Here is a 16107-nt window from a genome sequence, read left to right on the forward strand (position 1 = left end):
GGGCGACACGGCGCCTGCCTGCCTACCCCTCTCCGCCGCCCGCCGCTCCGTCGCCGCCGGCCACACCACCGCTGCCAGCCGTTCCGTCGCCGCCGGCCACGCCGCCGCCCGCCGTTCCGTCGCTGCCGGCCACACCGCCGCCGCCGGTCTGACCTCCTTCACCGGACGACCCAGCGCCTGTTCCGCCCTCCCCGCTCGACGGCGAGCCGGCTCCCCCGGCGCCGCCCACGGCGTCGTAGAGCGGCCTCGTTTCGCCGCACGCGAGGGCGAGCAGGGCACAGAGCACAGCGCACGAGGTGAACGCGAGCGCGCGATTCAACATGGGAGCTTTCTTGAAGCGGAGCGCTCGCGAAATCCAGCGGCGAGCTCTTTTTAGGGCGCCGCAAGCGGCCGCCGCTCGAAGCGCCGCCAGCGGCCATCGATGAGCCGCTCGTGCGGCAGGTACTGGGCCTTGTAGACAAGCCGCGAGCAACGCTCGACGTACAGGCCGAGGTACAGGTACCGGAGGCCCCAGGAACGGCACAGCTCGAGCTGCTTCAAGATCGAGAACACGCCGGGGCTGAGCGGCTCCAGCTCGGGCTCGTAGAACGAGTAGACCGCAGACAGCGACTCGAGCCCCCGATCCACGACGGCGACCCCGACGAGACGGCCGCCGACGCGATAGCGCATCTCGAACGTCTCGCAGCAGCTGTCCACGAGGAACGCCTCGTACCCCGCGGCGCCGAGCGGGCCGTCGTCGCGCATCAACCCCCGGCCGTACTTGTGCCGGTTGTACAGCGTGATCTTCTCTCGCGTGGTCACGGGCGGGCCGATCTCGACGTCGACCACCTGCTCGCCGCGGCGGAGCACACGGCGCTGCGTCCGGCCGGGAACGAAGTCGTGCACGATGATCCGGATCGGCTCGCACGCGCGGCACGAGGGGCATTGGGTGCGGTAGAGCAGCTTGCCGTGGCGACGGTTTCCCGCGACGAGCCTCCGGTCGAACTCCGCGCGCGTGAGCGGACGGATGGGCACGCGCAGCGGCATCCGCGCCTCGGCCTCGGGCAGGTACGGACAGGGGCTCACCTCGTCGTGGACCGTGAGCTCGATCGGGTCTGCTCCCTCGTCCGGCCGAAGGAGCTCGGCGTCCTGCCCCGCTACCGCATCTCGCTCGCTCGATGAGCCCATGTCGGTGTCGTCCGGGCGCTCGAGCTCCCCTCGAGCTGCCGGCCGCTAGATCAAGGGGATGCCTATTGCTCGGCCACGTCAAGCAAAACCCAGAGCGGCCCGGAGCCCCTGGAGAGCCGCGCCCGCTTGCGTCACGCCGGGCCTTGTCGCACACATACCCCTGCAAACCCACCCATCACTCACGCATGCCCGGGTCTGCCGGCTCCGGTGCCTGGGGCGATTCGCACGTTGCATGCGGCGCCCGCGCGGCGCGCCCTTTTCGCTTGGCCCGGAGGCCGGTATGACCCCGCGCGCGACCGCGACAGGGGCGTCCCATCGACCATCGAGCGCCCGAATCGCGCGAGCGCCTCAAGAAAGGCCGAACGCTTTGGATCTGACAGGAAAGCAGCGCCGCCACCTCCGCGCGCTGGGGCATCACCTCGACCCGGTCGTGCAGCTCGGCAAGGCCGGCCTGACCGACGGCGTCGTTACGGCCGCCGACGCCGCCCTGGAGCGGCACGAGCTCGTGAAGATACGCCTGGGCACCGAGTGCCCGGACGAGCTCGACGACGTCGCCGACACCCTCTCCGAGCGGCTCCGCGCCGCGGTCGCGCAGACGCTGGGTCGGACGATCCTCCTGTACCGGCGCCACCCCAAGGAGCCGAAGATCACGCTGCCCGCGCGCGGCTGACCGCGAGCGCCCGCGCACGCCCGCCCCGTGCGCGGCCTCGGGCGCCTCGATCGGACGAGGCGCCGCCGAGGCCGCCTTCACACGTCCCGCGGCGGCGGGGGCCTCGGACCGCCGAGGTCCCCGCGCACCATCACACGTGCCGGAGCGTGGGGCGCTCGGCCAGCAGGTGATCGAGCCAGGCGTTCGACAGCTTCTCCTGCACCGTGTTGGCCCGGAGCCTCGCGGCGAGGTTCTTGAAGTCGACGTGGTCGATGAGCTGGTCCTGGTTGAAGCACGAGAAGACCAGCGTCTCCTTGCCCGTCTCCGGATCCACGTGCCGCTGGAGGCACTGCGCGCAGACCTCCTTCATCATGCACTGCATCGGCGAGTTGATGCTCGCGATGCCCACGTGCTTCGGATCCAGGTGCGGCGCCAGCACGCCGTGCCGCGCCTCGCGCACGGCGTTCATCATCTTGTCCGAGCCGATGGCGATGATGCGCCGGACCTCCGCGAGGGCCGCCAGCTCGCCGCCGAGCTGCCGCTCCGCGTAGGCCCTCATCGCCTGGACGATGTTGCCGCGGAAGTGGCGGTCCGTCGCGCGCCGCGGGGCGATCTCGGCGCCGCCGTCCGTGCACCAGACGACCTGGTCGGTCGCCACCTCGATCTCGTCCTGCTTGAAGAGATCCTCGCCCCGCCTGTAGCCGGCGAAGTAGATCACGCGATCGCCGCGCGCCTTCAGCGCCTTCGCGATCGAGAACAGGACGGCGTTGCCGAGCCCGCCGCCGGCGAGCAGCACGGTCTCCCCCTCGGGGATGTCCGTGGGCGTCCCGGTCGGCCCCATCACGACGACGTCCTCGCCCGGGCGCAGCGCGGCGAGCAGGCGGGAGGACGCGCCCATCTCGAGCGCGATGAGCGAGAGCAGCCCCTTCTCCTTGTCGACCCACGCGCCCGTGAGCGCGAGGCCCTCCATCGCGAGGCGCGTGCCGCGGATCACCGGCGAGCGCACCTCGTAGTTCTGAAGCCGGTAGAACTGCCCTGGCTCGAACTTCCGCGCCGCCGCGGGCGCGCGCACGACCACCTCGACGATCGTCGGCGTGAGCCGCTCGACCCGCTCGACCACCGCGCAGAGGTCGTGATCGAGGCGGGCGAACAGGTCGCGCCGCCGCGCGTCGCGCGCGGCCTGCGGCTCCTCGCCGAGCCGGGCGATGTCGCGGCGGAACAGCGCGACGACCGACGGGTACGCGTCCTTGGCGCTCGCCATCGCCTTCACGACGCTCCCCGCGTAGTGGGGGTGGTTGTCGCCGTAGAAGCTCACCGCGTGCTCGCCGTCGTTGTAGCTCGTGAAGAAGCCCTCCTTCGGCCTGGCCGGCTCCACCTTGAGCGCGCCGCCCTCGTCGACGTAGGCGCGGTGCGGCTGGAAGAACTGCCGCCACTTGTCGAACACGAACGAGCCCGGGCGCTCCTTCTCGTACGTGACGTTGGGGCTCGTCCCGGCCGCGACGCACACGGTGCGGGCGGGGATCGAGACCGCCTGCCCCGCGCTCCGCCACTTGCCGTCCACGATCTCCTGCCGGTCGAAGACGAGCGACGAGACGCACCCGCGCTCGTCGAGCACAGCCTCGACCGGGGCGAGGTTCTCGACGTAGCGGATCCCCTCCTCGAGCGACTTGGCGACCTCCTCGTGGTTCAGCCGGTACGCCGGCGAGTCGATGAGCCGCTTCCGGTAGACCAGCGAGACGCCTCCCCAGGCGTCGATGAGGCCCTGGAACCGCGGCGGACGCCCCTCGCGCGCGGCGCGCGCGCGCTCGTCGCGGAGCTCCTCCGCGTGGCGCCGCTGCTCGGCGAGGAACTCCCGCTCCTCCTCGTCGAACATCGCGAGCACGGCCGCCTCGCCGCGCTCCGCGACGAGCGCGTCGAGCCGGTCGGCCGTCTTCTCGGCCTGCACGACGTAGTACGCGGCGAGCTCCGTCGCGGTGTCGATCGCCGTGAGGCCGCCGCCGATCACCACCGCCGGCAAGCGCACCTGGAGGTTCGCGAGCGCCGAGCGCTTGTAGGCCCCGGCGAGCTGGAGCGCCATCAGGAAGTCCGACGCCTTGCGGATGCCTCGCGCCAGGTTGTTCTTGAGCGGGATGATCGTCGGACGCCCCGCGCCCGCCGCGATCGCGACGTGGTGGAACCCGACCCGGAAGGCGTCGTCGAGATCGATCGTCCCTCCGAACCGCACGCCGCCGTAGATCCGGAGCAGCCGCTGCCGTGCGAGCGTGATGTACAGGACGGTGAGGAAGTTCTTGTCCCATCGCACCGTGATCCCGTACTCGCTCACCCCGCCGAAGCCGAGGAGGACGCGCTCGTCGAGCTCGGTGTAGAGCCGCTTGAAATCCCTGACCGGCCGCGGCGGGCGCGCCTCGTCGCCCGTGAGCTCGACCGGCAGCGGCTCGATCTTCAGCCCGTCGATCGCCACGCACGCGAAACCCTGCCGCGTGAGGTGGTGCGACAGGGTGTAGCCGGCCGGGCCGAGGCCGACGACGAGCACGTTCTTGCCGTTGTACGGCAGCGCGTGGGGCCGCAGCGCGTCGAGCGGGTTCCACCGCGTGAGGAACCCGTAGATCTCGAGGCCCCACGGGAGCGACAGCACGTCCGTGAGCGCCGCGGTCTCGATCTGCGGGATGTCCACCGGCTCCTGCTTCTGGAAGACGCACGCCTTCATGCAGTCGTTGCAGATGCGGTGGCCGGTGCCGGGGCACATCGGGTTGTCGACGCAGACGAGCGCGAGCGCGGCGATCGACTCGCCCCGGCCCCGCATCGTGTGCATCTCGCTGATCTTCTCGTCGAGCGGGCAGCCGTTCAGCTCGACGCCGAGCGGGTTCGCCTTGATCGCCCCGGTCTTGTTGTCGCGCAGGCCCTTCGAGCACGAGTCCTTGTCGCGATCGTGGCAGAAGAGGCAGTAGTCGACCTGGCTCTCGACCTCGCGCGGCGGCGCGCGCCGGTCGGTCAGCACGAAGCCGTCGCGCTCCCTCCGCTCGTGCTCGGGCCCGACGAGGAGCTCGGCCGAGCCCGGGCCGCCGTCCGCGCCCTTCCTCTGGAGCTGGACGAGCTCCTGGTAGTCGAGCGTGCGCGGCGCCTTCAGCGTCGGCCACCGCCGCGCCGGATCGTGCTCGTCCGCGCGGCGCGCCGCGAGCCACGCCTCGACGGCGTCGAGCGCGAGCGCCACGACCGCCCCGTCCTCGGCCTCCGTCGGCTCCGCGCCAGCGACCGCCGCCGCCGGCGCCACGCTCTCGGCGAGCGCCGGGTCCTCCCGCAGCGCCGCGCGCACCTTCGCCGCCCGCTCGCGGAGCTCGTCGGTCCACCTCGCGCCGCCCGCCTTCGCGGCCTTGCGCGCGATCTCGTCGACCTCGATCAGGGCGAGCGTCGCGCGCGCGATCGCGAGCTCCTCCGCGGCGGAGCCGCCGTCGAGCAGGCTCGCGGGCGCGCCCATGGCCGCGAGCGACCTCCGCGCCGCGTGCGCCGCCTCGACGTGCGTGCCCCGCCACGCCTTCCCGGGGCTCGGCTTGAAAAGCCGCTTCTTCGAGAACTCGCGCTTGAAGTCCCAGAGCGCGCTCCGCTCGAGCGTCGCGTCGATCTGCGCCTGCGTCTCCCGCTCGACCCGGAAGAGCATCGCCACGAAGCGGCCGACGTGGGGCGCCGCCGCGAGGAGCGCCTCGGAGACCTGCTCCGGCGTGAGCGCTGGCCGGCCCGCGCCGCCGCCCTCGGCGCGGGAGCCCTCCGCCTGCGCCGCGCGCAGCGAGGCCCGGTACGCGTCGAAGCGCGCGAACGCGCCCTCGTCCGCCGCGTGGAAATACTCCTCGAAGCGCTCCGTCAGCTCGGCGAGCTTCGCAGGGTCGAAGAGATCGGCGTAGCCGAAACCAGGGAGCCCGAGCTCGAGCTCGGAGGCATCGGAGGTCGCCTGCACCCACGAAGAGAAGTCAGCCTGCACTCCAGCGTTCGCTTCCATACCCGCGGCAAATGCTTTCTATTTCAAGTGGTTAGCTCACCCGACGAGGGGCCTGCCCACGCAGCCTCGAGAGCGACCTAAAGTAGCACGGGCCGCACCTGCGACCTGTCGCTCGGGCAACATTCATCGGCCTCGCCCCGCGCTCACCAGCGGGGCGCGCGCGCAACGGCTGCGCGCTCATCGGCGAGGATGACCGCCGGTGCGTCGCGTCAGAATCCCTGCGAGACGACGCGCTCGATCGTGTGGGTCGAGATGTTGCCCGCGACGACGTCCGGATCGCGCAGCAGCGCCTGGTGCAGCGGGATGTTGGTGCGGATGCCGCCGATGATGAACTCGTCGAGCGCGCACCGGAGCCTGGCGATCGCCTCGGCCCGGTTCGAGCCGTGCGCGATCACCTTGGCCACCAGCGAGTCGTAAGAGCTCGGGACGCGGAAGCCGCCGTACACGCCGGAGTCGACGCGGATCCCGACGCCGCCGGGGGAGTGGTACTCGGTGATGAGGCCCGGCCACGGCACGAACGAGCGAGGATCCTCTGCGTTGATCCGGCACTCGATGGCGTGACCGCGGAAGCTCCACGGCCGCGTGTCGGGCAGCGAGAGGCGCTCGCCGGCAGCGGCGAGGATCTGCTGCGCGACGAGATCGACGCCGGTCACCATCTCGGTGACCGGGTGCTCGACCTGGACGCGCGTGTTCATCTCCATGAAGTAGAGCTCGCCGCGCTCATCCATCAGGAACTCGAGCGTGCCCAGGCCGGTGTAGCCGGTCTCGAGGATCGCGTTCCGGAGGACGTCGCCCATCTGCGAGCGCTTCTCGTTGTCCATCGCCGGGCTGGGCGACTCTTCCATCACCTTCTGGTGCCGGCGCTGCAGCGAGCACTCGCGCTCGCCGAGCGTCCACACGCCCCCGTGCTGATCCGCGAGCACCTGGAACTCGATGTGGCGCGGCGCCTCGACGTAGCGCTCGAGGTAGACGTCCGGGTTCTTGAAGCCGCTGAGGGCCTCCTGCGTCGCGATCTCGAACGAGCGCTGCACCTCGCTGGCCTCGCGCACGATGCGCATGCCCCTGCCGCCGCCGCCGCCGGACGCCTTCAGGATCACCGGATAACCGACGCGCTCGGCCTGCTCGGCCGCGTCCGCCGCGCTCTTGAGCACGCCGGTGCCGCTGAGCATCGGGATGCCGAAGCGCTTGGCGACCTCGCGCGCGGACACCTTGTCGCCCCACGTCCGCATCGCCTCCGCGGTCGGCCCGATGAAGGTGAGGCGGCACTTCTTGCAAAGCTCGGCGAACTTCGCGTTCTCCGAGAGGAACCCGTACCCCGGGTGGATCGCGTCGGCGCCCGTGACCTCGGCGGCCGCGATGATCTGCGGGATGTTGAGGTAGCTCTTCGACGCCTCGGCCGGGCCTACGCACACGGCCTCGTCCGCGAACCGGACGTGCAGCGCCGCGGCGTCCGCCTCGGAGTGGATGGCTACCGTGCGGATGCCGAGCAGGCGGCAGGCGCGGATGACACGCATCGCGATCTCGCCGCGATTGGCGATCAGGATCTTCTGGAACACGGCACCCTCGCCCGGGCAGCGCTAGCTGCTCCGCACCTTGAAGAGACGCTGCCCGAACTCGACCGGCTTGCCGTTGTCGACGAGGATCTCGACGATCGTGCCCGGAGCGTCCGCCTCGATCTCGTTCATCAGCTTCATCGCCTCGATGATGCAGAGCGCCTGCCCCACGCGGATCGCGCTGCCCACGTCGACGAACGGAGGCGCATCGGGCGACGGCGACCGATAGAACGTGCCGACGAACGGCGACGTGACGTAGGAGACCCCCTCGTCGCTCGCCGCGGCGGGCGCGGCAGGGGCCGCAGGCGCCGCGGGCGCTGCAGCCGACGCGGGTGCCGCCGCGGGCGGCGGCGCCGCGACCGGCGCGCTGTGGATCTGGAAGGCGGCTGGCGCGAGGTGCGGCGCCGCGCCCTGCGGGACGACGCCACCACGCGTAAGGCGAATGCGAACGTGTTCGTCCTCGAACTCGAAGTCGCTCACATTGCGCTTCTCTAAGATGCGTACCAGCGCCCGCAACTGCTTAAGGTTGATGTTCATGGAAGGACGTTCGGCCATCGATGTTTGCCGCCTTTCAACCAGAGTGACGGCGCATGTTCAACCTCTTTCGTCGGATCGCAGCTTCTCCAGATGCCCGAGCAGCCCGATCAGCCCGAGGACGTACGAGCTCGGGCCGAAACCCGCGACGCGCGCCATGCAAGCAGGCGCGATCCGGGAACGACGGCGGAAAGGTTCTCGGCCGTCCGGGTTGGAGATGTGCACTTCGACGGTAGGAAGCGCGCTCGCGCGGATCGCGTCGTAGAGCGCGATCGAGGTGTGCGTGTAAGCACCGGCGTTGAGGAGGATGCCGTGGAAGCCGCGATCACCAGCGTGGCTGATCGCCGTCACGAGCTCTCCCTCGCAGTTCGATTGCATGCACGACACAGAGGCGCCGCGGGCCTTCGCGGCCTCCTCGACGGCGCGGTGGATGTCATCGAGCGTGGCCGTGCCATAGATCGCTGGCTCGCGCTTGCCCAGTCGATCGAGGTTCGGCCCGGAGATGACCGAGACGCTGAAGGCGCTCAGGCGAGCTCCTTCAGCAGCACCGGCACCTTGGTGCGCAACAGGTACCGGGCCTTGCCGATGTTCGCGTCGGGCGTCATCGAGAAGGCCACGAAGTACGAGTTGTTCACGACGCGGATCAGGGTCGTGACCTTCTCCGCCTGGATCGCGATCTCGGCGGCGTTGCCCGCGTCGAGCATCTCGGCGGCGCGCTGGATCGACTTCAACACGACGCTGAACTCCGCGCCGATGGTGGTGATGTCGAACGCGGCCCCCGGCTTGGAGTAGCTGTCGACCGGGATCCCCTCGAAATCCATGAGAAGGGTCGCGATGCCGCCCTCGGTGTTCTCTACGACTTCCTTCAGCACGGCCTGGAACATGCGCCGAGATTACCCAAGCGCGGCACGATCGGGAAAACAAACGAACCTGGGTCGGCGTCCCGTGCCGCAGCCCGGGAGAGCCGGCGCTCGTTACCATCGCCCGAGCCGGCCGGCCGCGCGCGGCCGGCGTGACGCCAGCCCGCCGCGCGCGGCGGACACAGGCGGCGCGAGCGGCGGCGCGGGGCGCAGCAGCTCGGAGAAAGCGGCTCGCGCTGCCCGCCCGCCAGCGCGGACAAGCGCGAGGGACCAAGCGCGGCAAACGTTGAACCGGGAGGGCGCTTTGCCTCTTGCATCCTGGTCCCAGCCAGGCGATTCCCGCCCCAGGGGACCCGCTCCAAAGCACGCCTTGACCCTCGTCCCGGCGAGCGGCTAACGTGCGGCCGTTCTTTCGCCTCGCGGCAAGGCCCCGAGGCGGATGCCGCCGGCGCATCTCACCGGCGGGACGAAGTCAAACGTGGTCGGGAGCGGCACGCGCCGCATCCGCCATCTCATCAAGAAAAAACAAGGACGGCCCAACATCTATGCGTGCGCGAGCCGGGGATCCCCCCCGCACGATGCCCCAGAAGATCCTCGCCGGGCGGGCGACGGATCCTCAGCTGCGGGGTGATCTCGTCCAGGTCAAGGTCGACCAGGTGATCCTCTCCAGGGCGCCGTCGCGCGCGCTGGCCGAGGCCATCGCCACGGGCATGAAGAAGACGCCGGTCGAAGTCGCCGTCGCCTACGACGGCACCTGCGTGGCCGACGCGAGCTCGCTCGCGGACATCGACGAGGGGAGCCCGCACTCGGTGTCGCCCGAGTTCCCGACCTACAACATCCCGATCGCGCGGCCCGGGATCGGCTTTCCAGCGCCCGTGCACCTGGAGCGCTTCGCGGCGCCGGCGCGGCTGGCCCTCACGGACGACCCGCGCCTCACGACCGTCGGCGGCATCGGCATGCTGTCGCTCGTCGTCTCGCCGAGCCAGCTGGGGCAGGCGCTCGCCACGGGCTCGGTCTGGCTCCGGCCGCCCCGCAGCGTGCAGATCCACCTCTCGGGCAGGGTGCGGCCCTTCGTCTGCGCCAGGGACGTCGCCCTCGAGCTGCTCCGCAGGAACCTCGACGAGGTGGTGCGGCGCATCGAAGGCGAGCACCACGCGCCGGTGATCCTCGAGTTCGCCGGGCCGAGCGCGCGGCTCCTCTCCGTGGGCGACCGCGCGGTGCTCTGCGGCATCGCGCCGCAGGTCGGCGCGGCGGCGGCGCTGTTCGTGAGCGACGAGAAGACGGAGGTCTTCCTCCGCGATCAGCGCAGGTCGAAGGCCCACCGCGCGCTCGTGCCGGACCCGGGCGCGCCGTGCGAGGAGGTCGTCTCGATCGACCTCGGCACGGTCGATCCGCTGCTCATGGACGAGGACGGCGTGGTCCGGCCCGTCCGCGACCTCGCCGGCAAGCCCGTCGCGCAGGTCGTGCTCGGGGGCGACTCCGGCGTGACGTTGCGCGACATGCTCGCGGCGGCGCTGCTGCTCAAGTCGAAGCGCGTCCCGTCGCGGCTCGATCTGCTCGTCGCGCCGCCGTCGCGGCAGGTGCTCGAGGTGCTCGCGCAGTCGGGCGCGCTCGTCGATCTCGTCGCGACGGGCGCCCGCATCGTCGAGCCGGACAGGCGCGTCGTCACGTCGGAGATCTACCCGCCGCCGCCCGGCAGCCTGTCGCTGCGCACGGCCGATCCGGAGCCGCGCATCGCCGGGGCGCCGTCGTTCGTCGTGGCCTCGGCCGAGACGCTGGCCTACGCCGTGGCCACGGGCGCGGTCGGCGATCCGCGCTCGTTCAAGCGGCCGGTGCGGGTGACCGTGCCGCGGGCGCTGCCGACCGACGACGTCCTGATCCTCCGCGACAAGAAGGGGGAGCAGGTGAGCACGAAGAAGCCGCCGCCGGCGCCCGCGGCGGTGCCGTGGAAGGGGCCGCTGACGCTCGACGTGCTCGCCGGCGTGCCGAAGGTGAACGGGCACGCGGCGGTCGGCGCGCGCGCGCGCGCGGCCGCTGCCCCGGTCGAGGCGCCCGCGGCGGCCGCCGCGGACGAGCAGGGACAGGCCGCGCCGGCGGAGGGCAAGACGGCCGGCGGCGTGGCGCTCGTCCTGTCGACGCTCGACGAGGTGCGGGCGGTCGCGGAGCGCGCGACCGATCTCTCGACGGTGCGCGCGGTGGTCGCGCCCTTCGTCCCGAGCACCGCGGTGTCAGCGTTCGCGAGCGAGGGGATCGCCACGTTCCTCGTCGGCACGGAGGCGCTCGGCAGCATCAAGGAGCAGAAGAGCGTGGAGCTCCCCGCCCCCGCGCAGTGGGGCGATCGCGTCGCGGCGATCTTCGGGAGCGAGCGCGTCGAGGTGGCCTGGCTCGCGACCGGCATGGAGCGGAGCTGGACCCACGCAGGCACCGTGCGGCAGCCGCCCAGCGCGAGCAAACCAGCCAGATAGCCGGGTCGAGCGCCCGGTGGCGAGGCCGCTCCCACGCGAGCGGGGCCGCCTCTCACCGGGAAACGCCGACCCGAAGCCGAGCGATCAGGGCGCCGCGCGCACGGGGGCGAGCGGGGCGAGGAGCTTGATCTCGTTCGTGAGATCGCGGAAGCGGATCTGCTGCTCGTTGATCTGCATCTCGAGGACGATGACGCGCTTCGTGATCTCGTCGAGGCGCGCCGACGCCTTCGCGAGCCGATCCGTGAGGTCGCGGCGGAGCTCGTCGGCGGTCTTGTTCTTCTCGATGGCGCGGAGGTTCTGGCGGAGCTCGTGGCTCTGCTGCTCGAGGCGCTGCTGCTCGGCGAGGATCCTGTCGCGCTCGTCGATCGCCGGGCGCAGCTTGCCCCGGATGTCCCAGGCCTGACCGAGCTGCTTGACAACGCCCGCGTCGGCGCGCGGGTCCTTCAGGTAGCCTTGCACCGCGTCGTCGGCGAGCTGGTCGAGCCAGTCGATCTGCTGCCGGAAGAGCCGCCGCTCGTCCACGTCGAGCACCGCCGTCCCCCGCCGCGGCACGTCGATCGGCACGAGCGCGCTGCCCGTGCCGACGTTGTCCTCCGTGCCCTTCGGGGGCGCGTGCAGGCGCGTGCCGTGCAGGCGGGGGTGCTTCACGAGCGTCCTCGCGGCGAGGTCGCCGCCGTTGCGGACGGCGTACTTCGTGTGCGTGACCCAGTCGCGCTCGATCTCGAGCGCGCCTGCCTCGATCTTCGCGAGGCGCGCGCCCTCCGCGTTCTCCTCGCGCGACGTGTCGACGGCGAGGCCCCGCTCCAGCGCGAACGGCACCGTCGTCGTGGCCCCCGGCGGCAGCGGCTCGACCATGCCCTGCCCCAGGAACGCGCCGTTCTCGAAGACGGCGATGGGGCCGCGCTCCAGGAGCCCCTTCGTGTCGTTCGTGAAGCGCGCCACCCGGAACGGGTGCGAGCTCGACGCGGGCACGCCGCCGTCGGGCGCGAACAGGAAGATCGACTCGCCGGGGACCTGCCTGGCCAGGAGCAGGACCATCGTCGCGCTCTTGTCGGGGATGTCGACAGGGAACGGGATGTCGTAGCGGGTCGTGCCGGCCTCCATCGCGACCGCGGCGAGGGCGCTCATGTTGCGCGGCGGCGATGGGTTCATCGGCCTCTCCTCCATGGGCGCCGGCGCCTCCGCCGACGGCATCCGCTTCATCTGCGGCACGGCGTGCTGCCCGCCGACGCGACCGCCCACCATCGAGCTCGGCTTCGCGGCGGGCGCCGTCGCGCTCCGCCTCGCGGACCGCATCTTGCCGCCGCCCCCCTCCATTTCGGGCTCGGCCTCGTCCATGAACGCGTACGTCTCGGCGGCGTCGCCGGGCGCCGCGGGCGCGGGCGCGACGGGCGGCGGCGGCGGCGGCGCGGCCTCGGCGGCCAGCGTCGTCTCGCTCGTCGGTACGGACGCGATCACCTCGCCCTGGTCGCTGACGACGGGGCGCGGCGGGATCGCCGCCTGGTCGAGCGTCGCCTGGAAGGCGAGCGGCGCGCCCGCCACGAGCGACAGCTTCACCCCCTTCCAGTCCTCGCCCGAGAGGTTCTGCACGATGCCCCACGCCTGGAGGTGCGCCTGCTTCGCGTCCGCGCGCGGCGCGGCGCCCTGCGCCCCGCCCGCCCCCATCACGAGCCGGTACGAGGGCCGCCACACCGGCGTCTCCGCCACGTAGCCGACCACGAGATCGTGCTCCCGCCCGTCGAGCGTGAGCTTCACCTTCTCGAGCTCGTCCTCGTCCCGCTTCTTCTCGCCCGCCGCTGCGCCCTTGCCTTTCGGCGGCGGCGCGGTCGTCACCTCGGGCCCGGGCTCCGGCGGCGCCTCGTCCTCGCCGGAGCGGTCGTCGACCTCGACCGGGAACGACGCGCTCCGGACGCTGCTGCCGCCGGCCTCGATGACCGCGAGCGTCGCGAGGAAATCGCCGACCTTCTCCTTGCGGACCCTGAAGGTCACCTGATCCGCGTCGATGAGCCCCCGGCGCTCGAAATACGCGACGCCGTTCCTGTAGATGACCACGCGCTTCAGCGCGAGGCCCGATGCGTCCACATCGGGGCCGCGCACGCAGCCGGCGAGCAGCGTGAGAGCGAGGAGCAGGCCGGAGCCCGCCCGAGCGACGTCGTACCGTCTCATGAATGTCCCTTAAGGTTCGCTTGCGTCAGCTGTCGGAGGGCGCCGTCGAGGCGCGACGCCAGTCGGGCGGGAGGTCGAGAAAGCCCTCGTTGCAGAGGAACTCGTAGAGCCCCTCGCAGACCTCGCCGCAGATCATGCTGAAGAGGTGGGGATCGGTGATGAAGCGGATCGTCTCGTCGCGCTCGGCGCCCGCCGTGTCCGCGAGCTGGGCGACCAGCTCGTCCTCGGCGAAGCCGACGAGCATCACCATGAGGTGGCGCTCGAACGCGGAGCGGAAGCGAGGGAACGTCTCGCTCGTCACCTTGTACGAGTACGCCCTGCCCTCGAACGTGCGGGCGTCCTGCACGACCCGCGCGGCGATCTCGCCGAGGCTCTGGGCGAGCTGCACGCTGAAGAAGTCGACGAGCACGGCGTGCACCACCGAGACGATGCGCCTGAGCTCGCTCGATCGGCGCGAGAGGAAGGCGTCCTGCATGTCCTTCGTGAGCTTCGCGAGCAGCTCGAACGACTGCTCCCGCGCGTCCTCGGACGCGAACTCGAAGCCGTCGAGCTCGGCCTCGATCCGGTTCTTGTAGCGGGTCAGCACGTAGAAGAGCGCCTGCTCGCCGTGGTGGATCACCTTCGGCGCGCCGTCGCGGCCGCGCGTCTTCTCGTGGAGCTCGGACTGGAAGAACAGGCGAGCGAGGTTCCTGTGGATCTTCTTGAGCCGCCGCTCGACGAGCAGCGAGATGCCGTCCTCGCGGATGACCCGCTCGAGCAGGGCGCAGAGCGTCTTCTCGTGCGCTTCGCGGATCGCGTCGCGGTTCTTCGTCCCGCGCTCCGCCGTGCTCGCCGAGGCCTGGATCACCTTCAGCTGGGCGACGACCTGCGCGGTGACCGCGTCGAGCTCCGGGTTTGTCTCGAGATCGGCGCGGTAGTGGACGATGCGGGCCTGCATCTGCTCCTCGAGCAGGCCGAGCGCCATCTCGGTGATGTGGTCCTTCAGCGCCTGGCTGACGTGCTCGCCGACGCGGCGCGGCGCGTCGGGCGGAAGCGGCCTCGACGGCTCGGGCGCCGTCCGCTCGCCCGGCCTCGCCCCCGGTTGCGATCGGCCCGAGGGCGGCAGCGGCGGAGGGTTCCGAGGGACCGGGGCCATGAACCGAGAGCATACCGGAACTCGCCGGCGGTGTGCGGTTTTGGCGGAGCGGCGCGAGTCGGAGTAAGACGGCGGCCATGCACACGGTCGCTTCACCTATGTGCGCCTGGGAACCGAAGGGCCCGCGGGCGCTCTCCCCGTCGGCGCCTTCGTCCATGACGCCCCCGCGCCTCGTCCGGCGGCGCCTCGCGGCGGCGCTCGCGCTCGCGCTCGCCAGCGTCGGAGCGGGCTGCTCTCGCGACGGCGACGGCCAGCCCCCGCCCGCGCGCACGCCTGAGCCCGCGGCACGGCAGGAGCCCGCCGCGGCGGCGCCGCAGGCCGCAGCGACGGAGGGCACCACGACCGCCGCCGCGACGGACAAGAAAGACAGCACCGCGGCGGCGCCGGCAGGGCAGCGCCAGCGGCTGAACGTCCTCGTGGTCTCGATCGACAGCCTGCGCGCGGACATGCCGTGGAACGGCTACGAGCGCGACATCGCACCGACGCTGACCGCGTTCGAGAAGAAGGCCGTCAGCTACACGCGCCACTACGCGATCTCGTCGTACACCTCGATGAGCATCGGCGGCTTCCTCGCCGGCCGGTACCCGAGCGAGGTCGATCGCAGCGGCTACTTCTTCGGCAACTACCCCGACAGCGTCCTCATGTTCCCGGAGCTCCTGCAGAAGGCCGGGGTGCGGACGATGAGCGCGCACGCGCACTTCTACTTCGACCAGAAGGCGGGCTTCCGGCAGGGCTTCGACGTGTACGAGATCGTGCCTGGGCTCTCGGCCGACAACACGACCGACCGGAACGTGACGAGCCCGGCGCACCTCGATCTCGCGATCAAGATGCTCTCCGACAAGGCGAACACGTCGGGCACCTTCTTCGCGTTCTTCCACTTCCTCGATCCGCACGACGTGTACATGACGCACGAGGGGATCCCGCCGTTCGGCAAGCGCGCCCGCGACAAGTACGACGGCGAGGTCAGGTTCACCGACATGCACGTCGGCAAGCTGCTCGACTTCGTCGCGCAGCAGCCCTGGGCGAAGGACACGGCGATCATCATCACCGCGGACCACGGCGAGGCGTTCGGCGAGCACAAGATGTTCCGCCACGGCTTCGAGGTGTGGGACGTGCTCGCCCACGTGCCGCTGATGATCCAGGCGCCCGGGATCACGCCGCGCCGGATCGACGTGCCTCGCAGCTCCATCGACCTGGCGCCGACGATCCTGGAGCTGGCCGGCGCCCCGCCAGAGCCGTCGTTCCCGGGCAAGAGCCTGGTGCCCGAGCTCCACGGCGCGACGCCGGAGCCGCGCGACGTCATCGTCGATCTTCCGCGCACGAGCGACAACGACCGGCGCAGGGCGCTCATCCACGGGCAGTACAAGCTCATCGCCTACGGGGACGACGACGCGTTCGACCTGTTCGACGTCGTCGCGGATCCGGGGGAGACGAAGGATCTCAAGCGAGCGCAGGCGTCGGTCTTCGAGGAGATGAAGGCGCTCTACAAGGAGCGCTCCGCGGCCATCAAGGACGTGTGCCCGAAGAACACGGCGAAGCTGAAGGGGAAGAAGAGCAACAAGCGGTGCTAGCGCGCGGGGCGGGCCT

The 16107-nt window shown here is 71.4% G+C and carries 12 protein-coding genes; 3 read left to right on the forward strand and 9 right to left on the reverse strand.

Translation table 11 applies throughout. The features are described from left to right. Positions 1-22 precede the first annotated feature (22 nt). Both WME90_RS20305 and WME90_RS20310 read right to left on the reverse strand, forming a co-directional pair. Positions 23-322 (reverse strand): hypothetical protein, encoded by a 300-nt coding sequence (locus WME90_RS20305; protein ID WP_437282817.1) that lies wholly within the window; start codon positions 320-322, stop codon positions 23-25. Positions 323-372: 50 nt separating this feature from the next. Next, positions 373-1167, reverse strand: a complete 795-nt coding sequence (locus WME90_RS20310) for an arginyltransferase (RefSeq protein ID WP_437282818.1) — start codon at positions 1165-1167, stop codon at positions 373-375. A 367-nt stretch (positions 1168-1534) separates the two neighbouring features. On the opposite strand from WME90_RS20310, the gene yhbY reads away from it, so the two are divergent. Then, positions 1535-1837 carry a ribosome assembly RNA-binding protein YhbY gene (gene yhbY / locus WME90_RS20315; RefSeq protein ID WP_437282819.1) on the forward strand — a complete coding sequence of 101 codons (303 nt, stop codon included), beginning with the start codon at positions 1535-1537 and terminating at the stop codon, positions 1835-1837. A 130-nt stretch (positions 1838-1967) separates the two neighbouring features. Here yhbY and WME90_RS20320 read toward each other — a convergent pair whose 3' ends face one another. The 5 genes from WME90_RS20320 to WME90_RS20340 all read right to left on the reverse strand — a co-directional run bounded on the left by WME90_RS20320 (position 1968) and on the right by WME90_RS20340 (position 8766). Then, positions 1968-5807, reverse strand: a complete 3840-nt coding sequence (locus WME90_RS20320; protein ID WP_437282820.1) for an FAD-dependent oxidoreductase — start codon at positions 5805-5807, stop codon at positions 1968-1970. A 209-nt stretch (positions 5808-6016) separates the two neighbouring features. Continuing rightward, the gene (gene accC / locus WME90_RS20325) at positions 6017-7363 is read right to left on the reverse strand and encodes an acetyl-CoA carboxylase biotin carboxylase subunit (protein ID WP_437282821.1); all 1347 of its coding nucleotides are present in this window, start codon (positions 7361-7363) and stop codon (positions 6017-6019) included. A gap of 21 nt (positions 7364-7384) precedes the next feature. Further along, complete coding sequence (accB, locus tag WME90_RS20330; protein WP_437282822.1) at positions 7385-7915, reverse strand: acetyl-CoA carboxylase biotin carboxyl carrier protein; 531 nt, start codon at positions 7913-7915, stop codon at positions 7385-7387. A 39-nt stretch (positions 7916-7954) separates the two neighbouring features. Further along, positions 7955-8422, reverse strand: a complete 468-nt coding sequence (locus WME90_RS20335) for a type II 3-dehydroquinate dehydratase (RefSeq protein WP_437283628.1) — start codon at positions 8420-8422, stop codon at positions 7955-7957. Continuing rightward, positions 8419-8766, reverse strand: coding sequence for a roadblock/LC7 domain-containing protein (locus WME90_RS20340; RefSeq protein WP_272099801.1), 348 nt, complete (start codon positions 8764-8766; stop codon positions 8419-8421). The genes WME90_RS20335 and WME90_RS20340 overlap by 4 nt, the downstream gene beginning before the upstream one ends. 566 nt (positions 8767-9332) lie before the next feature. On the opposite strand from WME90_RS20340, the gene WME90_RS20345 reads away from it, so the two are divergent. Continuing rightward, positions 9333-11219 (forward strand): aconitase family protein, encoded by a 1887-nt coding sequence (locus WME90_RS20345; RefSeq protein ID WP_437282823.1) that lies wholly within the window; start codon positions 9333-9335, stop codon positions 11217-11219. Between the two features lie 84 nt (positions 11220-11303). Here the strand turns inward: WME90_RS20345 and WME90_RS20350 are convergent, their stop codons facing one another. Further along, positions 11304-13385, reverse strand: coding sequence for a hypothetical protein (locus WME90_RS20350; protein WP_437282824.1), 2082 nt, complete (start codon positions 13383-13385; stop codon positions 11304-11306). Positions 13386-13410: 25 nt separating this feature from the next. After that, complete coding sequence (locus WME90_RS20355) at positions 13411-14520, reverse strand: hypothetical protein (protein WP_437282825.1); 1110 nt, start codon at positions 14518-14520, stop codon at positions 13411-13413. A 155-nt stretch (positions 14521-14675) separates the two neighbouring features. On the opposite strand from WME90_RS20355, the gene WME90_RS20360 reads away from it, so the two are divergent. After that, on the forward strand, positions 14676-16091 hold the full coding sequence (locus tag WME90_RS20360) for a sulfatase-like hydrolase/transferase (protein ID WP_437282826.1): 1416 nt from the start codon (positions 14676-14678) through the stop codon (positions 16089-16091). The last annotated feature ends 16 nt before the right edge of the window (positions 16092-16107 follow it).

It is taken from the genome of Sorangium sp. So ce375, from assembly GCF_051473855.1.
Lineage (GTDB): Bacteria > Myxococcota_A > Polyangia > Polyangiales > Polyangiaceae > Sorangium.

What these genes read in the sequence shown, in the direction of transcription:
- WME90_RS20305 (WP_437282817.1), bottom strand. Translation starts at nt 322, where the DNA reads ATGTTGAATCGCGCGCTCGCGTTCACCTCGTGCGCTGTGCTCTGTGCC.
- WME90_RS20310 (WP_437282818.1), bottom strand. Translation starts at nt 1,167, where the DNA reads ATGGGCTCATCGAGCGAGCGAGATGCGGTAGCGGGGCAGGACGCCGAG.
- WME90_RS20320 (WP_437282820.1), bottom strand. Translation starts at nt 5,807, where the DNA reads ATGGAAGCGAACGCTGGAGTGCAGGCTGACTTCTCTTCGTGGGTGCAG.
- accB (WP_437282822.1), bottom strand. Translation starts at nt 7,915, where the DNA reads ATGGCCGAACGTCCTTCCATGAACATCAACCTTAAGCAGTTGCGGGCG.
- WME90_RS20345 (WP_437282823.1), top strand. Translation starts at nt 9,333, where the DNA reads ATGCCCCAGAAGATCCTCGCCGGGCGGGCGACGGATCCTCAGCTGCGG.
- WME90_RS20350 (WP_437282824.1), bottom strand. Translation starts at nt 13,385, where the DNA reads ATGAGACGGTACGACGTCGCTCGGGCGGGCTCCGGCCTGCTCCTCGCT.
- WME90_RS20355 (WP_437282825.1), bottom strand. Translation starts at nt 14,520, where the DNA reads ATGGCCCCGGTCCCTCGGAACCCTCCGCCGCTGCCGCCCTCGGGCCGA.
- WME90_RS20360 (WP_437282826.1), top strand. Translation starts at nt 14,676, where the DNA reads ATGACGCCCCCGCGCCTCGTCCGGCGGCGCCTCGCGGCGGCGCTCGCG.